General features: G+C 73.8%; 16 protein-coding genes. 7 read left to right on the top strand and 9 right to left on the bottom strand.

Annotated features, from left to right (window positions below; genetic code table 11):
- Positions 1–97 precede the first annotated feature (97 nt).
- Complete coding sequence (locus tag ACFY0K_RS22450; RefSeq protein ID WP_390641313.1) at positions 98–2,545, bottom strand: SpoIIE family protein phosphatase; 2,448 nt, start codon at positions 2,543–2,545, stop codon at positions 98–100.
- 203 nt (positions 2,546–2,748) lie between these two features.
- Here ACFY0K_RS22450 and ACFY0K_RS22445 point away from each other — a divergent pair, with 203 nt between their 5' ends.
- Complete coding sequence (locus ACFY0K_RS22445) at positions 2,749–2,859, top strand: hypothetical protein (protein WP_390641312.1); 111 nt, start codon at positions 2,749–2,751, stop codon at positions 2,857–2,859.
- A gap of 81 nt (positions 2,860–2,940) precedes the next feature.
- Positions 2,941–4,104, top strand: coding sequence for an NAD(+)/NADH kinase (locus ACFY0K_RS22440; protein WP_390641392.1), 1,164 nt, complete (start codon positions 2,941–2,943; stop codon positions 4,102–4,104).
- Positions 4,105–4,212: 108 nt separating this feature from the next.
- Here ACFY0K_RS22440 and ACFY0K_RS22435 read toward each other — a convergent pair whose 3' ends face one another.
- A complete protein-coding gene (locus ACFY0K_RS22435) occupies positions 4,213–5,166 on the bottom strand; it encodes an alpha/beta fold hydrolase (RefSeq protein ID WP_390641311.1) in 954 nt (317 codons plus the stop codon).
- A gap of 100 nt (positions 5,167–5,266) precedes the next feature.
- Positions 5,267–6,154 (bottom strand): aldo/keto reductase, encoded by an 888-nt coding sequence (locus ACFY0K_RS22430; RefSeq protein ID WP_390641391.1) that lies wholly within the window; start codon positions 6,152–6,154, stop codon positions 5,267–5,269.
- 198 nt (positions 6,155–6,352) lie between these two features.
- On the opposite strand from ACFY0K_RS22430, the gene ACFY0K_RS22425 reads away from it, so the two are divergent.
- Positions 6,353–6,943 carry a TetR/AcrR family transcriptional regulator gene (locus ACFY0K_RS22425; RefSeq protein ID WP_390641310.1) on the top strand — a complete coding sequence of 197 codons (591 nt, stop codon included), beginning with the start codon at positions 6,353–6,355 and terminating at the stop codon, positions 6,941–6,943.
- A 17-nt stretch (positions 6,944–6,960) separates the two neighbouring features.
- Here the strand turns inward: ACFY0K_RS22425 and ACFY0K_RS22420 are convergent, their stop codons facing one another.
- Entirely contained in the window at positions 6,961–8,685 is a 1,725-nt protein-coding gene (locus ACFY0K_RS22420; RefSeq protein WP_390641309.1) for a hypothetical protein, read from the bottom strand.
- 136 nt (positions 8,686–8,821) lie between these two features.
- Positions 8,822–9,895, bottom strand: a complete 1,074-nt coding sequence (locus tag ACFY0K_RS22415) for a substrate-binding domain-containing protein (RefSeq protein ID WP_390641308.1) — start codon at positions 9,893–9,895, stop codon at positions 8,822–8,824.
- A gap of 111 nt (positions 9,896–10,006) precedes the next feature.
- Here ACFY0K_RS22415 and ACFY0K_RS22410 point away from each other — a divergent pair, with 111 nt between their 5' ends.
- On the top strand, positions 10,007–10,465 hold the full coding sequence (locus tag ACFY0K_RS22410; protein WP_390641307.1) for a MarR family winged helix-turn-helix transcriptional regulator: 459 nt from the start codon (positions 10,007–10,009) through the stop codon (positions 10,463–10,465).
- Positions 10,466–10,520: 55 nt separating this feature from the next.
- Here the strand turns inward: ACFY0K_RS22410 and ACFY0K_RS22405 are convergent, their stop codons facing one another.
- A complete protein-coding gene (locus tag ACFY0K_RS22405; RefSeq protein ID WP_390641306.1) occupies positions 10,521–11,912 on the bottom strand; it encodes a hypothetical protein in 1,392 nt (463 codons plus the stop codon).
- Between the two features lie 113 nt (positions 11,913–12,025).
- On the opposite strand from ACFY0K_RS22405, the gene ACFY0K_RS22400 reads away from it, so the two are divergent.
- Both ACFY0K_RS22400 and ACFY0K_RS22395 read left to right on the top strand, forming a co-directional pair.
- Positions 12,026–13,279 carry a molybdopterin-dependent oxidoreductase gene (locus tag ACFY0K_RS22400; RefSeq protein ID WP_390641305.1) on the top strand — a complete coding sequence of 418 codons (1,254 nt, stop codon included), beginning with the start codon at positions 12,026–12,028 and terminating at the stop codon, positions 13,277–13,279.
- Positions 13,279–13,743, top strand: a complete 465-nt coding sequence (locus ACFY0K_RS22395) for a hypothetical protein (RefSeq protein WP_390641304.1) — start codon at positions 13,279–13,281, stop codon at positions 13,741–13,743. Before ACFY0K_RS22400 ends, ACFY0K_RS22395 begins: the two co-directional genes overlap by 1 nt.
- Here the strand turns inward: ACFY0K_RS22395 and ACFY0K_RS22390 are convergent.
- The 3 genes from ACFY0K_RS22390 to ACFY0K_RS22380 form a co-directional block, all read right to left on the bottom strand.
- Complete coding sequence (locus tag ACFY0K_RS22390; RefSeq protein ID WP_382733071.1) at positions 13,632–14,351, bottom strand: class I SAM-dependent methyltransferase; 720 nt, start codon at positions 14,349–14,351, stop codon at positions 13,632–13,634. The genes ACFY0K_RS22395 and ACFY0K_RS22390 overlap by 112 nt on opposite strands.
- The gene (locus ACFY0K_RS22385) at positions 14,348–14,974 is read right to left on the bottom strand and encodes a DUF2064 domain-containing protein (RefSeq protein ID WP_390641303.1); all 627 of its coding nucleotides are present in this window, start codon (positions 14,972–14,974) and stop codon (positions 14,348–14,350) included. The genes ACFY0K_RS22390 and ACFY0K_RS22385 overlap by 4 nt, the downstream gene beginning before the upstream one ends.
- 228 nt (positions 14,975–15,202) lie before the next feature.
- Positions 15,203–15,928 (bottom strand): glycosyltransferase family 2 protein, encoded by a 726-nt coding sequence (locus ACFY0K_RS22380; protein WP_390641302.1) that lies wholly within the window; start codon positions 15,926–15,928, stop codon positions 15,203–15,205.
- 172 nt (positions 15,929–16,100) lie between these two features.
- Between ACFY0K_RS22380 and ACFY0K_RS22375 the strand changes: the two genes are divergently transcribed.
- On the top strand, positions 16,101–16,892 hold the full coding sequence (locus ACFY0K_RS22375) for a response regulator transcription factor (protein ID WP_390641301.1): 792 nt from the start codon (positions 16,101–16,103) through the stop codon (positions 16,890–16,892).
- Position 16,893: the final 1 nt, after the last annotated feature.

The following is a 16,893-nucleotide window of genomic DNA, read 5'->3' as shown; positions in this document are numbered from 1 at the left end:
GGAGCCGCCGGCCGGAGCCGCCGGCCGAAGCCGCCGGCCAGAGCCGGTCGCCGAAGCCGGTGGCCGGGCCCGTGGTGGGCAGCCGCCCACGGCCGCGTCAGTCCTCGGTGAGGTGCTGCTCGGCCCAGACGGTCTTGCCGGTGCCGCCGTGCCGGGTGCCCCAGCGCCGGGTCAGCTGGCCGATCAGGAGGAGTCCGCGTCCCCCCTCGTCGTAGGTGTGGGCCCGCCGCATGTGCGGGGCCGTGTTGCTGGAGTCGAACACCTCGCAGGTGAGGGTGTGGTCGTCGTGGATCAGGCGGAGCCGGACGGGCGGGCGGCCGTACCGGAACGCGTTGGTGACCATCTCGCTGACGATGAGCTCGGTGATGAACGCGGCGGCCTCCTCCAGCTGCCACTCGGCCAGCTGCTCGGTGGCCAGTTTGCGGGCCTCGGCGACCGCGGCGAGGTCGAAGGGGAGCTCCCAGGTGGCGACCCGGTCGGCGTGCAGGGCCCGGGTGCGGGCGACGAGCAGGGCGATGTCGTCGTCGGGGCGGTGGGTGAGCATGGACGTCAGGACCCGGTCGCAGACGGTGTCCAGGGTCTCGGCGGGGCGGCCGAGCGCGGCGAACATCGTGGCGAGGGCGTCGTCGATGTCGTGTTCGCGGGGTTCGAGCAGGCCGTCGGTGTAGAGGGCGATCAGGCTGCCCTCGGGGAGTTCCGTCTCGTACGACTCGAAGGGCAGGCCGCCGAGGCCGAGCGGGGGACCGGCCGGGATGTCGAGGAAGCGGACGGTGCCCGCGGTGACCACGGCGGGGGGCGGGTGCCCGGCCCGGGCGGCGCAGAGCCGCCGGGTGACGGGGTCGTACACGCTGTACAGGCAGGTCGTGCCGACGCCGCCTGCCGCCTCGGCGGCGTTGTCGGCACCGGCCTCCTCGGCGGAGAGATGGACCACCAGGTCGTCGAGGTGGCTGAGGAGTTCGTCGGGCGGCAGGTCGACGTCGGCCAGGGTCTGGACGGCGGTGCGCACCCGGCCCATGGTGGCGGCGGCCCGCATGCCGTGGCCGACGACATCGCCGACGACGAGCGCGACCCGGGTCCCGGACAGCGGGATGACGTCGAACCAGTCGCCGCCCACCCCGGCCTGGCTGACCGAGGGCAGATAGCGGGAGGCGATGTCCAGGGCCGCCTGTTCGGGCAGGGTCTGCGGCAGCAGGCTGCGCTGCAGCGTCATCGTGGTGGTGTGCTGCCGCTGGGCGCGGGCGGCGCTCTCGATGCTGGTGGCGGTGCGCGCCGCGAGCTGTTCGCCGAGCCACAGATCGTCCACGTCGAACGGCTCGGTCCGCCGGTTCCGTCCGAAGAGGGCCACACCGAAGGTGACGTCGCCCACCCTGAGCGGCACCGCGAGCAGCGAGTGCGTCCTGCTCTCCCGGATCCACCCGGCGGCCCGCGGATCCTCCCGCTCCCAGCGGCTCACGACCTCGTCGCCGCCCCGGTACACCGTGCCCCGCCCCTCGGCCAGGCACCGGCCCGACGGTGACCACGGCGGGCAGCACAGCACCTCGCCCGAGGGCTGCGGGAGCGGCGGCCCGTCGGGCAGCGACCGCACGGCGGCCCGGCGCAGGGCGACACCGTCGCGCGGCGGCGCGTCGGGCTGTTGCGGATGCCCCCGGGCGAGCTCGTCCGCGCGTGGGGGAGCGTCCAGCAGGTCCACGGCGCACACGTCGGCGAACTCGGGGACGGCGACCTCGGTCAGCTCCCGCGCGGTGCGCTGCACGTCGGAGCTGGTGCCGATGCGTACCCCGGCGTCGCCGAGGAGCAGCATCCGCCGCCGTACCAGCTGCTGGGACGTGTCGGCGTGCGCCGTCAGGGCCACCGCCCGCACCCGGCCGCCCGAGTCCGTCAGCGGCATGAGCCGGGCGTGCCAGGTGCGCTCCGGGTCGGCCGGATCCAGATGGAGCCGGATCTCCTGCGGTCCGGCGCCGTCCAGGACCCGCCGCATGCTCGCCTCGGCCTCGGCGCTGCCCTCGTACGGCGCGATGTCCGTCAGCCGCAGCCCCCGCATCATCCCCTCCGCCAGCGACAGCGTGCGCTGCGACGCGACGCTCGCCCTGGCCAGCCGCAGCTCCTCGTCGAAGACGGCGGAGACGCAGGGCGACTGCTGGAAGGCCCATTCGCCGAGCGCCTGTCCGGCGGCGATGGCCGCAGGACCGGTCACCGCGGACACCACCTGCCACTGCGTGCCGCCCGCCCGTTCGCCGGTGGACCTGCGGTGGACCAGGACGTCCCGGTCCAGACGGTGCCCGTCGCGGTGGCGCAGCGCGACGGTCCCGCTCCAGCGTGGCCCGGTCGCCGCCTTCCGCCAGGCGTCCAGGTCCGGTTCGGCGAGCAGGCGGGCGGCCGGCTGCCCCAGGATCTCCGCGGGCGGGTAGCCCAGCAGCAGCCGGGCCCCGTCGCTCCAGCCGGTGACGGCACCCTGCTCGTCGACCGTTACCGAGGCGGTGCGGGCCCGCTGGGGCACGGCGTGCGTCTGCGCCGGATCGCTGGGAGGGGTGGGAGGTCGTTCCATCGACGCTCATCCTTCGCGGAACCTGCACGGCCGGCTCTCTCCCCAGGATGATCCCGGCCGCCACGGAGCACCAATCCGCCGCCGCCGCCACTGCGGGCCTCCGCCGCCGCCACGGCGGGCTCCGTCGCCACCCCCGCGGGAGGTTCCTGTGACGCGCCCGTGACAGTCGGGGGACTTGCGCCCACCTCCAGGCGGCCCGGCAGATGGGGCTCTCCAGGCACACGGTCGACGCCTACCTCCGCCGGATCCGCGCCAAGCTCGACATCAACACCACCGCCGAGCTCACCCGGCTGGCCATCTCCCTCGGACTGTGATCCCGCTCCGCCCGACAGATCCGCCCACGCCGTGACAGCGTGGGAGCAGCGGCTGAGCACGGTGGTGTCCTGGAGGCGGAGATGACGGTGAACGGGCTCGGACTGGTGGTGCACGGCGGGCGCGCGGAGGCGGTGGACGCGGCCCGTACCGTACGGGCGTGGGCCGCGGAGCACGACGTGCGGTGCACGGACATCGACGTGTGGCACGACGGCGGACGGCACCACTCCGGGGAGGAGGTCGCGGCCGCCGGCGATCCCGACCTGATCGTCACCCTCGGCGGGGACGGCACCTTCCTGCGCGGCGCCCGGCTCGCCGCCCGCAACGACGCGCTGGTCCTCGGCGTCGACCTGGGCCGGGTCGGCTTCCTGACCGAGGTGCCGGTCTGCTCGGTGCGGGAGGCGCTGGACGCGATCCGCGAGGACCGCTACACCGTCGACAGCAGACTCCTGCTGACCATGCGCGCCTCCCGGCGCCTGGAGGTGCCGGCCGACATGGAGCGGCTGATGCAGTACGGCCGCGGGCCGCTGCTGCCGCCGCCCCAGGTCCGCACCGACTGCGAGCAGGACAGGGACTGGGGCGTCCCGCTGCACGTCGCCGCGGTCAACGACATCGTCCTGGAGAAGCTGTCCCGGGACCGCCAGGTCTCCGTCGGCGTCTATGTCTCCGGGCGGCTGCTCGCCTCCTACTCCGCCGACGCGCTGCTGGTGGCGACGCCGACCGGCTCGACCGCCTACAGCTTCGCGGCCGGCGGCCCGGTCGTCTCGCCGTGCGCGGAAGCCCTCGTCTTCACCCCGGTCGCCCCGCACATGGCGTTCAACCGCTCGGTCGTCACCGCCCCGAACGAGGCGGTCGGGCTGCGCGTCCTGGAACGCTCGGGACAGGCCGCGGTCAGCGTCGACGGCCAGGTGCGTGGCGTCCTGGAACCGGGGGACTGGATCGGCGTCTACGCCGCTCCGACCCGGCTGCGGGTGGTCCGGCTCGCGGCGATGGACTTCTACGGCCGGCTGCGCGAGCGCATGAACCTGACCGACGCCCCGGCCGCCGTCGCCGACGGCACCCCCGCCCCCCTGTGGTCGTTGCGCACGCCCCCGCCCGGCGACCTGTCCCACCTCTCGCTGCCGCTCATGGCGGCGGACTACGCCGAGCCGAAGGATCCGTGCGCCGACTGGAAGGACGGCGTCGCCCCCGCGCTGGAAAGGTCGGCCTTCCCACGCCATGCGGAGGAAGGCGACGGCAACCCATGACCACCGCCGGTCCCGCCGTCCCGACGGTTCTGACGGTCCCGGCCGTCCGTGGTCCGGTACCCGCCGGCGAACTCGGCACCGTGCTGATGCACGAGCGCGTCTTCGTGCTCAGCGAGGAGTTCCGGCGGAGCCTTCGGTCTCGTGCCGAGCAGCCGCCCGGTGGCTGGCCGTCACGAAGCGGGTCACCGCGTCCGCGAAGGCCGCCGGCTCCTCCAGGTGGCCGAAGTGCCCGCTGTTCTCCAGGATCACCAGTTCCGCACCGGGTATCAGGGTGTGCAGTTCCTCGGCCCACCCCACTCCGCAGACGAAGTCGTGCCGGCCGGCGAGCACGAGCGCGGGCACGGTGAGCCCGCCGAGGCCGGCGCGGTCGTCGAAGAGGATCGGGGCCAGGTCCTCGTCGAGACCGGAGACGTACGTCGTCCGCACGGCCGCCCGGACGGGTGCGAACTCCCCTTCCCGGCCCCAGTAGTCGGCGAAGTAGGCGGGGAACAGCCCCCGGGCGACGGCGGTGTGCGCCGCGTCGTCGGTGGCGGCGGGAATGGCCCGGAAGGCGGCCAGGACCTCGGGAAGCCCGGGGTTCTGGGCGTTCCGCGCGGCGAACGCCTCGACCTGGCGCACGGTCTCGGCGGTGTGCTCGGGGCCGGTCACCGGCAGGCTCTCGTACAGGATCACCCCGGCGAGGCGCTCGGGGTGGTGCAGGGCGTGGTACTGGGCGACGAAGCCGCCGTGCGAGTGGCCCAGCAGGTGCACCTCGGGGACGCCGAGGTGGTCGATCAGCGAGCCGAGGAACCGGCTGTAGCGGGCCCGCGTATAGCCGTCGGGGTGGGAGGGCAGCCGGCCCGACCCGCCGCTGCCGACCGGCTCCGGGTAGACGACCGTCAGGTGCCGCTCCAGCTCGGGCATCCGCAGGTACTCCCAGTCGATGCCCGGTCCACCGGAGTGCGCGACGCACACCGGCCCCGTGCCGTGCACGTGGTACCGCTGCACGAGGCCGTCGATCTCGACGGCGTGCGCTCCGGCGGCCAGGGGATCGGTCACGGGATCGGTCACGGGTGTGGTCATGTTCTTCTCCGGGTCGGCGGATCTCGGGACATCGGCAGGACGCCGCCGCGCCGGAGAAGTTCGCACCGGTTCGTGTGAGGGCGCTCACACGCGAGTGGTGTCAGTAGCGGCCGCCCACCGTCCGCGCGGCCAGCCCGTCCAGCGCGGCGGTCTCGTCGGCGGTGAGTTCGACGCCGGCGGCGGCCACGTTCTGCTCCAGCCACTTCACGCGCTTCGTGCCCGGGATCGGCACCACGGGCACCCCGAGGTGCGCGCTCCGGGCCTGCACCCAGGCCAGCGCCAGCTGCGCAGGGGCCACGCCCTTGGCCGCCGCCAGGGTGCGGACGGCGTCCGCGATCACCTCGTTGTCCGTGGTCCGGAACCGGGGCAGCCGCAGGCGCGCGTCGCTCGCGGGCAGCGCGGTGACGTCGACCGTGCCGGTCAGGAAGCCGCGGCCGAGCGGCGAGTACGCCACCAGTGCGACGCCCAGTTCGCGCAGGGCGTCCCCGACGGTCGTCTCCACGTCCCGGGACCAGATCGAGTACTCGCTCTGCACCGCCGTGACGGGGTGCACGGCGTGGGCGCGGCGCAGCAGTTCGCCGCTCACCTCGGACAGGCCGATGTGCCGGATCTTGCCCTCCTTCACCAGCTCCGCCATGGCGCCGACGGACTCCTCGATCTCGGCGTTCTGCGGCGGCCGGTGCAGGTAGTAGAGGTCGATGTGGTCGACGCCGAGGCGCAGCAGGGAGGCGTCGCAGGCGCGCCTGATGTAGCCCGGGTCGCCGCGCAGGGTCCAGGTCTCGGCGCCCATGCGGTCGATGCCGGTCTTCGTGGCGAGCTGCACCTCGTCCCGGCGGCCCGCGAGCGCCCGGCCCACCAGCACCTCGTTGTGCCCGAAGGCGTAGGCGTCGGCGGTGTCGATGAGGGTGACACCGAGGTCGAGGGCCCGGTGGATGGTGCCGATCGCGCCGTCCCAGCTGGTCGGGCCGTAGCCCTCGCTCATGCCCATGCAGCCGAGCCCCTGGGCGGAGGTGGTGAGGTCACCGAGAGAAACCGTGTTCACGGCAGGACTCCGTTCGATGTGCGCAGTGCGTACGATGACAGATACCGGAGGATCCTCCGGTAGTGGAGAAGTTAGTGGAGGATCCTCCGGTAAGCAAGTGGGCAGAATGCCCGGTACGGTGACCGGCCTGGAGGGGAGTACGGCATGAACGAGCAGGGACCCGGGCGGCCGGTGCGCGCCCACGCCCGCCGCAACCGCGAGAAGCTGGTGGCGGCGGCGCTGGAGGAGTTCACGCGCACCGGCAAGGACGTGCCGCTGGACAGCATCGCCAAGGCGGCCGGGGTCGGCATCGGCACCCTCTACCGGCACTTCCCGACCCGGGACTCGCTGGTCCTCGCGGCCTACGAGCAGGAGGTGGACCAGGTGTGCGCCGACGCGGCGGACCTCCTCGCGACCCTTCCGCCGGACCGGGCGCTGCGCGAGTTCATGGGCCGGCTGGCCGGCCTGCTGGTCACGAAGCAGCACATGTCCGAGGCGCTGCGATCCGGCGGGACGGAGGGCTCGTACTCGAAGGTCTACGACACCATCGACACGCTCTTCACGGCGGGCGTCGCCGCCGGGACGCTGCGGTCCGACATGGAGACGGCCGACGTGGTCCGGGCCATGGGCGGTCTGCTGCGGCTGGACGCGGCCGGTGACTGGAGGGGCCAGGCCGGCCGCCAGATCAGGCTCCTGATGGACGGCCTGCAGACGGGAACTCCGGCCCGCGCAGAAGGGCACGGGCCGGAGCGGTAGTTCGGTTCAGGTGCCGGTCAGTCCGCGGACCGCACCGTCGGCATGGCGAGCGGGACCGGGCCGGTCTTGCAGGAGTCGTGGCAGTCCTTCTCCAGGCTGCAGCACAGCGAGCAGATCGCCCCGGAGTGGAACGGGCAGCCCGCCACGTCCGGCCGCTCGAAGTCGGTCGCGCACACCGTGCAGGTCAGGGTGGCCGCCGACGGCAGCCCGTCCGGGCCGAGCAGCGGCTCTTCGAGGTCGTCGACGCGGGCGATGTAGTACTTCCCCTTGGTCAGCACCGCGAACAGCGGCGAGAGCACCATCGCCAGGAACAGCGCGATGAACGGCGAGTACGCCTTGCCGTACGCGCCGAAGGCGTTGAAGTACGCGGCGATCGACACCGCCGACGCGATCAGCATCGAGCCGAAGCCGACCGGGTTGAAGTTGTGCAGGTGGGCCCGCTTGAACTCGATGTACGACGGGCTCAGCATCAGCGGCTTGTTGATGACCAGGTCGGCGACGACCGCGCCGATCCAGGCGATCGCCACGTTGGAGTAGAAGCCCAGCACGGTGTTGAGGAAGCCGAAGACGCCGCCCTCCATCAGGGCCAGGGCGATGCCGACGTTGAGGAAGATGTAGACCACGCGCCCGGGGTGACGGTGAGTCAGCCGGGAGAAGAAGTTCGACCAGGACAGCGAACCGGAGTACGCGTTCGTCGAGTTGATCTTTATCTGGGAGAGGATCACGAAGAACGTGGCCAGACCCAGCGCGACGGGCGCGGCGAACGTCCTGAACCCGGACACGTACTGCTGGATCGGCTCGTTGGCCTTGGCGAGCCCCACGCTCCCGGCGATGAAGAAGGCGAGGAACGCGCCGCCGATCTGCTTGGCGGCGCCGAGCACCACCCACCCCGGACCGGCGGAGAGCACCGCACCCCACCACCTGCGTCCGTTCTCCGGCGTCTTGTCCGGCATGAACCGCAGGTAGTCCACCTGCTCACCGATCTGCGCGATCAGCGACAGCGCCACACCGGCACCCGCGCCCACCCCGAGCATGCTGATGCCGGAGCCGGTGGGGGAGTTGCCCGCGAAGTGCGTGAACTCCGAGAACTTGCCCGGCTCCTGGACCGCGATGGACACGAACGGCGCGACCATCAGCACCAGCCACACCGGCTGCGTCCACACCTGCATCTTCGACAGCGCGGTCATGCCGTAGATGACCAGCGGCAGGATGATGACCGAGCAGATCAGGTACCCGACGGCCAGCGGGATGTGCAGGCCCAGCTCCAGGGACTGCGCCATGATCGAGCCTTCGAGCGCGAAGAAGATGAAGGTGAAACTGGCGTAGATGACCGAGGTGAGCGTCGAGCCGAGGTAGCCGAAGCCCGCGCCCCGGGTCAACAGGTCCATGTCGATGGAGTACTTGGCCGAGTAGTACGAGATCGGGATGCCGGTGAGGAAGATGACCACGGCCGCGGTCAGGATCGCCACCATCGCGCTGGAGAAGCCGTTGGAGACGGCGATCGAACCGCCGATCGCGAAGTCCGCGAGGTAGGCGATGCCGCCCAGCGCGGTGGTGGCCACCACATAGGGGCTCCAGCGGCGGAAGGACTTCGGCGCGTACCGCAGCGAGTAGTCCTCCAGCGTGTCGTTCTGCGCCCAGTCGTTGTACGTCCGTTTGCCGTCCGTGCCACCGTCCGTGCCGCGGCCCGTCCCGCCGTCCGCCACGGCCGGCGGCGCCTCTTTCCCGACGATCTCCGTCACGACTCTGCCCTCTCTCGTCCCCGGTCGTTTGCACGGAAGAGTCGCGGCGCGCTGTTTCCCGAACGTTTCACCTGCTTTAAAAGACAAGGCTTGATACTTCCCGTGGGAAGTATCGGGTTCCGAGGGAGAGTTGGGATCAGAGCTGGGCGACGACGTGGAAGTCGAAGGCGTCCGCCCGTGCCAGGTACAGCCGTTGGGCGAGATGGTTGCCGCGCAGCCGTACGGCCCCCCGCGGGCCCTCGTACGACACCGCGTCCCCGACCGCGCACATCGCCCGCACCTCCAGCGACCGGGCCCGCTCGGCCAGGGCCGCCAGCAGCCGCACCCCCTCGAAGCAGGACTCGCCGAGGCTCCCCACCACCGGGGCGTGCACCCCGAACCGGGCCGCGTGCCGGGCGCCGAAGTCGAGGCTCTCGGCGGTCGCGAGGGTCTCGAAGAAACCGGCCGCCGCCCACAGCCCGTCGGTGCCGTCCGCACCGGTGGCCAGCAGGATGTTCTCGTCCATGTGGGTGCTCAGCCGCAGGCAGCGCTGGTGCAGCCCGTACCCGGCGAACGCCCGGTTGAAGCGGGCCGCGTCCGCGCCCACCAGCAGCATCAGCACCGCGTCCGCCTCGCACCGCTCGATCCGGCGCAGTACCGGCCCGAACCCCTCCGTCCCCAGCGGCACGAACACCTCGTCCCGCACCCGCCCGCCGCACTCCCGCACGTACGCCCGTGCCGTGCGCGCGGTCACCCGGGGCCACACGTAGTCGTTGCCCACCGTGCACCAGCGCCGCACCCCGGCCGCCTCCGCCAGCAGCCGCATCGCGGGCAGCAGTTGGGCGACGTCGGTCTCACCGGTCAGGAAGACGCCGGGAGTCCGCTCGCCGCCCTCGTACTGCGCGGTGTAGACGTACGGCACCCGGCCCGCGATCCGCGGCAGCAGCGCCTGCCGTACCGCCGAGGTGTGCCAGCCCACCACCCCGTCCACGGCGCCCAGCGACACCAGCGTCCCGACCTCGGCCGCCACCCGCGCCGGGGGCGCCCCGCCGTCCACGGTGACCAGCCGGACCTCCCGGCCCAACACCCCGCCCACCGCGTTGAGTTCCTCCACTGCCAGCCGGGCGGCCGACTCGCAGGACGGCCCGAGGACCCCCGCCGGCCCCTGCAACGGCACGACCAGGGCGAGCAGCAGGGTGCCGCTCCCGTCGTCGGACGGCGCCGGACGCATCGGCCACCTCCGTGCGGGCATGGGGAACGCGGATTCCGGTCCCGGGCCCCGGCGCCGTCGCCAAGACTCGTATTCTGCGCGCACAGTAGACCTACCGGAAGGACACCGGCAATGCCGTCCGTACCCTCCTCGCCGGACCTCGCCCACCTCCTCAGCCATGCCGAGCGGCGGGTCGTGCGGCGGCTGGCCGCGGTGCTGGCGGAGGAGGACTGCACGGTCGAGGAGTGGAGGGTCCTGTCGCTCGTCGGGGACGGCCTGGGGCACCCGATGTCCGAGATAGCCGAGCACGCCCTGATGCCGGCGCCCAGCCTGACCAAGCTCGTCGACCGCATGGTCGCGGACAACCTGGTGCACCGCCGACCCGATCCGCACGACCGCCGCCGCGTCCTGCTCCATCTCACCCCGCGCGGCGAGGACCTGCACGGACGCGCCGCCCGCCGGGTCCACGGCGACCAGACCCGGCTGCTCGAGGAGATCGGCGAAGGCGCGGCCCTGGCGGACCTCCTCGCGCGGCTCACGGCGGCGGCCGCCGCCCGGACGGCGGACCTCGGGCCGTCAGTCCTCCCGTAGCCGGATCGCCGCGGCGGGGCAGGTCGCCGCGTCCTCGGGGACCCGGCCGGCCGGGTCACCAGCCGGTGAACAGCAGGTGGTTCAGCAGCAGCCCGAGCAGCGCCTGCGCAGCGAGCCAGGCGCGCGGCCGGGGCAGGAACGCGCAGGCCGGCAGCAGCCACATCGCGAACGGCAGCCAGATGCGTTCCGTCTCCGCCTTGCTCATCCCGGACAGGTCGGCGAGCAGCAGGGCCAGCAGGGCCGCCCCCACGAGGAAGGCGAGCCGCCGCCGCGCGACGGGCGCGGTACGGCGGTGCACGAGTACGGCACCCGACCGCCGCAGTCCGGCCGCCGTCGCCGGCCCCGTGATGACCACCGTGCAGGCCAGGTTGGCCCACACCCAGTAGCCGTACGGCCGGGTCCCGCCGACCCCCTGGTAGTAGCGGGTGACCAGCAGCCGGTACCCCTGCCACCAGTCGAACCCGGCCAGGGTGAACACGAGCGGGACGACCGCCGCCCCCGCCGCCAGCAGCGCGAGCACGACGGGGCGGGCCCGGACCCGGCGCCGGCCGAGCACCAGCACCGCCGCCCCGATCAGCGCGAAGAGCGTCAGGCCGTACGACAGGTAGCAGGTCAGCCCGTACAGCAGCCCCGCACCCGCCGCCCAGGCCACGGACCGGCCGGTCACCGCGAGCGCCAGCAGGGCCACCGTCCAGGCGGCGACCGCCGCGAAGTACCCGTCCGCCGAGGCACCCACCCACACCGCGGCCGGGGCCATCACCAGGAAGGGAGCGGCCCGCCGGGCGAGCCGCTCGTCGGCCAGGGCCCGCACCGCGACCAGCACGGCGACGCAGGCCGTCGAACCGACCGTGATGCACCAGGCCCCCGCCCAGCCGCCGCCGCCCAGCCCGACCCGGTCCAGGAGGACGAAGGTGAGCGTGGCCGCCGGCGGATGCCCGGCGATGTGCGCCGGCCAGGGCGCCGGGGTGCCGCTGACGATGTGGTGGGTGAAGTCCCGCAGGGTCGCCGAGATGTCGTGGAAGCGGGAGACGACCGTCAGGTACTCGTTCGGGCTGGTCAGCCGGCCCGCCACGCCCCGCTGCCAGCCGTCGACCAGAGCCAGCGACCACGTCCAGGCCAGACAGGCGCCCCAGGCCGCGCCCAGCAGCCCGCGCCAGGGCAGCCGTACGGCCAGGTTCGGCCCGTACGCCACCACGGCGCCCGCGACCAGCACGGCTGCCGGGGTGCCCGGGCCCACGTGCGGGTCCCAGTCGGCGAACAGCGGCGGCCAGTGCACGAACAGGACGCGGTAGGTGTCCTGGAGGTGCCGGCCGACCAGGACGGCGACGAGCACCAGCAGGGCGGCGGCGAGGACCGCGAGCAGATCGGCGGCCGAACGGACGGACGGACCGGGGGACGTGTCGGTGGCGGGATCGGCGGGCCGATCACGGTGCGGAGCGCGGGTCACACCGGAACGCTAGGCCGGGGATTGCGCCGAACCGTGCATCAGGCGGCTGACGTCAGACTTTCGTCATGGGTCGCGCACCCGTTCCGGGGGTTCTCCCGGCCTACGGTCGGACCATGCGAGACGACGATCCACGGCTCCCCACCTCACCCGGCTTCTGGCGCAGCCCGCTGCGCGGCACCTGGTTCACCTCGGTGCTCGGCCTGGTGCTCCTCGTCGGCGTCACCGTGCTGTTCGTGACCGGGCTGGTGTCGTACGCCGCGTACAACCCGGACCTGGCCCCGGTGAACGACCAGACCCCGGACAAGGGCATCCTCGGCTTCTACCTCTTCTCCTGGCCGACGAACCCGTACTGGCTCTACCGCGTCACCCAGGGCCTGCACGTCACCCTCGGCATCGTCCTGATCCCGGTGCTGCTCGCCAAGCTGTGGTCGGTGGTGCCCAAGCTGTTCACGCTGCCCCCGGCCCGCTCGCTAGCCCACGCCCTGGAGCGGGTCTCGCTGCTGCTGCTGGTCGGCGGCGGCCTCTTCGAGTTCACGACCGGTGTCCTCAACGTCCAGCTCGACTACGTCTTCCCCGGCTCCTTCTACCCGCTGCACTTCTACGGCGCCTGGGTGTTCTTCGCCGCCTTCCTCGCGCACGCTGCACTGAAGACCCCGACGGCACTGCGGGCGGTCCGGGAACGCCGGCAGCACGGGGACGAGGGGGACGAGGGGGAGTTGGCGACCCCACGGCCGGACGCGCCCACCGTCTCCCGGCGCGGGGCGCTGTGGTTCACGGGCGGCGCGTCCCTGCTGCTGCTCGTCATGACGGCGGGGCAGAGCATCGGGGGCGTATGGCGCCGCACCGCACTGCTCGCCCCGCACGGCGGAGCCGACCCGGGCAGCGGGCCGAACGGCTTCCAGATCAACAAGACGGCCGCGTACGCCGGGATCGACGCGCAGGAGACCGGGCCGGAGGCGTGGCGGCTCGTCGTCACCGGACGCGACGGCCGGACGGTCCGCCTCAGCCGCGCCGAACTGCTCCGGCTGCCCCTGCACAGCGCCGCGTTGCCGATCGCCTGCGTCGAGGGCTGGTCGACCGCCGACCAGTGGTGGCGCGGGGTGCGGCTGCGCGACCTCGCCGCGCTCGTCGGCTACGACACCGACCCGCCGGACGTGCTCGTCGAGTCCGTCCAGCGGCACGGCGCCTTCCGCCGCGCGGCCCTGCGCGCCAACCAGGTCGCCGACCCGCGCTCCCTGCTCGCCCTCCAGGTGAACGGCGAGGACCTGTCCCCCGACCACGGCTACCCGGCCCGCGTGATCGTGCCGGCCGCACCCGGTGTCCTCAACACCAAGTGGGTGGCCCGGATGACCTTCGGAGACCTGTGATGCGCCCGCGCCCGCGCCTCGTCATCGGCAGCCCCCTGCAGATCCTCCTGCTGGTCTGCTCGTTCGCACTCGCCGCCTATGCCGGGGTACGGCTGCTGGCCGGCGACTGGCTCGGCGTCGCGCTGTGGGTGGTGGGCGCGGCGCTGCTGCACGACCTCGTCCTGCTGCCGCTGTACGCGCTGGCCGACCGGGCGGCGGCGCGGGGACTGGGCGCCGCCGGGCGCCGGGAGTGGGTGATGTACGTCCGGGTCCCGGCCGCGCTCTCCGCGCTGCTCCTGCTGGTGTGGTTCCCGCTGATCAGCGGAATGGCGGCCGGGCACTACCGGTCGGCCACCGGCCGGTCCGTGGACGGCTACCTGGCCCGCTGGCTGCTGATCACCGCCGTGCTCTTCGGCGGCTCGGCGCTGCTGCTGGCGCGCCGGTCGCGCAGGGCGGCGAAGCGGCGCCCGCCGGTCTCCCACTGAGCCTCCGGCTCCCAGCCCCGCGCGTACCGCAGCAGGGCCGGGGTGCCCAGCCGCGCCCAGCGGAAGGGGGCGCCGACGGCCTCCCGGGCGTCGGTGAGGTGGACGTCGGCGCGTTCGTCGACGTCCACCGGCGCGGTCTCGGCGATCAGCAGCCCACCGGGTGCGAGGAGCCGAGCCACCCGGCCGAGCAGGACGCGCGGGTCGCCGCCGATGCCGACGTTGCCGTCCATGAGCAGGACGGTGCCCCAGCGGCCCTCGCCGGGCAGCGGCTCGAAGACCGAGCGGCGCAGCGCCTGGCCGCCGAGCCGCACGGTGTGGTCCACGGCGGCCGCGCTCACGTCGATGCCGAGGACGGTACGGCCCCGGGCGGCGAGTTCGGCGACCAGCCGCCCGGGGCCGCAGCCGACGTCCAGGACCGCGCCCTCGCAGCGGTCGAGGACCGACCGGTCGACCGGGTCGGCCCGCGCGCACCAGCGCTCGACGTCCAGGGGCAGCAGCCAGCCGTCGGTGCGGCGCAGGAACAGCGGGCCGTGCCCGGCGCGCAGCGCGGCGGCGTAGGGGTCGGCGCCGGTCCAGCCGGTCCGGGGGACGGGCGGCGAGGTGGTCATGGGCGGTCCGTTCCGCTGTACGCAGTGCACCGGGACAGCAGGGCGGCGAACCGGCCGTGCGGGACGAGGGCGGCGACCGCGGCCGCGTCAGCGGCGGTGTCCACGTCGCGCAGCCGGGGCAGGTCGCGCACCCGCAGCCCGGCGCCGACGAGGCGCTGCCGCTGGACGGCGCCGGTCTCCGGCGTCGACATCGGCACCCCGCGGAGCAGGGCGGGATCCGGGTCGGCCAGTCCCAGCGCCCAGAACCCGCCGTCCTCGGCGCCGCCGAAGTACGCGTCGCACTCCGCGAAGTCCACGGTGAGCAGGGCCGGGGTGACCTGCGGGGTGTCCATGCCGATGAGGAGCGCCGGGCCGGAGCAGTGCGCGAAGGCGTCCGCCAGCCGCTCGTCCAGCCCTCCGCCGCACTGCGGCACGACGTCGAAGCCGGGCGGCAGCCAGGGGCCGGGTTCTCCGTCGAGCACCAGCACGCGGCGGGCGGCCGGGGCCGCGGCCACGGCGTCCAGGGTGTCGGCGAGCGAGGCCTCGGCGAGGGCGGCGGCCTGCGCGGGCGAGAAGGGCGGGGTGAGCCGGGTCTTGACCCTGCCGGGGCGGGGTTCCTTGGCGATGACTAGGAGGGTGGTCATGGGGTTCCTTGAGTGCTGGTGGGGTGGGGACGCTTACCGGCGCTGGCAGGGTGCCTCCCCCAGCCTTCGGCCGGGGGGACCCTCAGTGCCCACCCGTGCCGCCCTGCGGCACGCCTGCCCGCAGCTGAGTAGCTGTGCTGCTGTCCGCGGCTGGGGGTTGCGACGCCGCCCGCGGCTAGGAGGTGCGGCAGGCGTGGCGCTCCGTAGGGGGCGCGGGGAACTGCGCGATCAGCCCCCACCGGCCTGCACCCGAGGTCGCTCCCTCAGCACCCGGCTCATGTCCCGCACCGCCTGAAAGGTGCCACGCCAGGTCCCCGTCACCTTCGACGTACCGGTGCGGGGCAGGTACGCCACATCGCGTTCGGCGATCCGCCACCCCGCGTCCGCCGCCCGCACCACCATCTGCAGCGGGTAGCCACTGCGCCGGTCGTCGAGCGACAGCGCGAGCAGCCGCTCCCGGCGAGCCGCCCGCAGCGGACCGAGGTCGTGCAGGCGCAGCCCCGTGCGGCGCCGCAGCATCCGTGCCAGCGCCAGATTCCCCGCGCGGGCATGCGCGGGCCACGCGCCCCGCCCCTCGGGACGCCGGCGGCCGAGCACCAAGTCCGCCTCGTCGTCCAGGACTTCCCGCACGAACGGCACGAGGAGCCCCGGGTCGAGCGAGGCGTCGCAGTCGCAGAAGCAGACGATGTCGGCGGTCGCCGCGGTCAGCCCCGCATGGCACGCCGCGCCGAAGCCGCGCCGCGCCTCGTGGACGACGGTCGCCCCGTACGCCCGGGCGATGTCCGCCGAGCCGTCGGTGGAACCGTTGTCCACCACGAGGGCCCGCCAGCCCGCCGGGATCCGGCCGAGCACCCAGGGCAGGGCCTCCGCCTCGTCGAGACAGGGCAGGACGACGTCCACGTCCGCCGCCGGGGACGGAGAAGGAGAAGAAGGTGAGGTGGTCACGGCCTTCACCCTACGAACGCGAACCGGACATTCCGGTCCTCGACTGCTTACGAAACGCGGACGTCGGCGCCCGGCGGCACCGGCGCCCCCCGCTCCGCGGTTCCTTACGAAACGCGAACGTCGCACCCCGAGCCCAGGCCCGGCCGCGACACCCGCGACAGCCCGGTGCGAGGGTGGAGGCATGCAGCAGCCCTACGAGCTCACCGAGGCCGGGACCACCACCGGTGCCGCCCGGGTCCTGGTCGTGGACGACGATCCGACCGTCGCCGAGATCGTCGCCGGGTACCTGGACCGCGCCGGGTACCTGGTCGACCACGCCGGTGACGGTCCCACCGCCCTGACCCGCGCCGCCGCCCACTGGCCCGACCTGGTCGTGCTCGACCTGATGCTGCCCGGCATGGACGGCCTGGAGGTCTGCCGGCGGCTGCGCGGCCACGCCCCCGTCCCGGTCATCATGCTCACCGCGCGCGGCGACGAGGACGACCGCATCCTCGGCCTGGAGGTCGGCGCCGACGACTACGTCACCAAGCCCTTCAGCCCCCGGGAACTGGTCCTGCGGGTGGAGTCGGTGCTGCGCCGCAGCCGCCCCGCCGCCACCGACCGGTCCTTCTCGTCCGCCGGGCTCACCCTGGACCCCGGCGCCCGGCGTGCTACCAAGGACGGCACCGAACTCGCCCTCACGCTGCGCGAGTTCGACCTCCTCGCCTTCTTCCTGCGGAACCCGGGACGGGCGTACAGCAGGGACGACCTGATGCGCGCGGTGTGGGGCTGGGACTTCGGCGACCTGTCCACCGTCACGGTCCATGTCCGCCGGCTGCGCGCCAAGGTGGAGGACGACCCGGCCCGGCCGCGGCTGATCCAGACCGTGTGGGGCGTCGGCTACCGCTTCGAGCCGGACGGAGAGCACGACCGGAGCGGCCAGGACGGCCGGAACCTCCAGCACGGCCCGGACGGACGGGAAGGGGCGGCCTGAC

The organism is Streptomyces sp. NPDC001507, assembly GCF_042894765.1.
GTDB lineage: Bacteria > Actinomycetota > Actinomycetes > Streptomycetales > Streptomycetaceae > Streptomyces.
The sequence above is the reverse complement of the archived record's forward strand: the minus strand, read 5'-3'. Positions and strand labels throughout refer to the sequence as shown.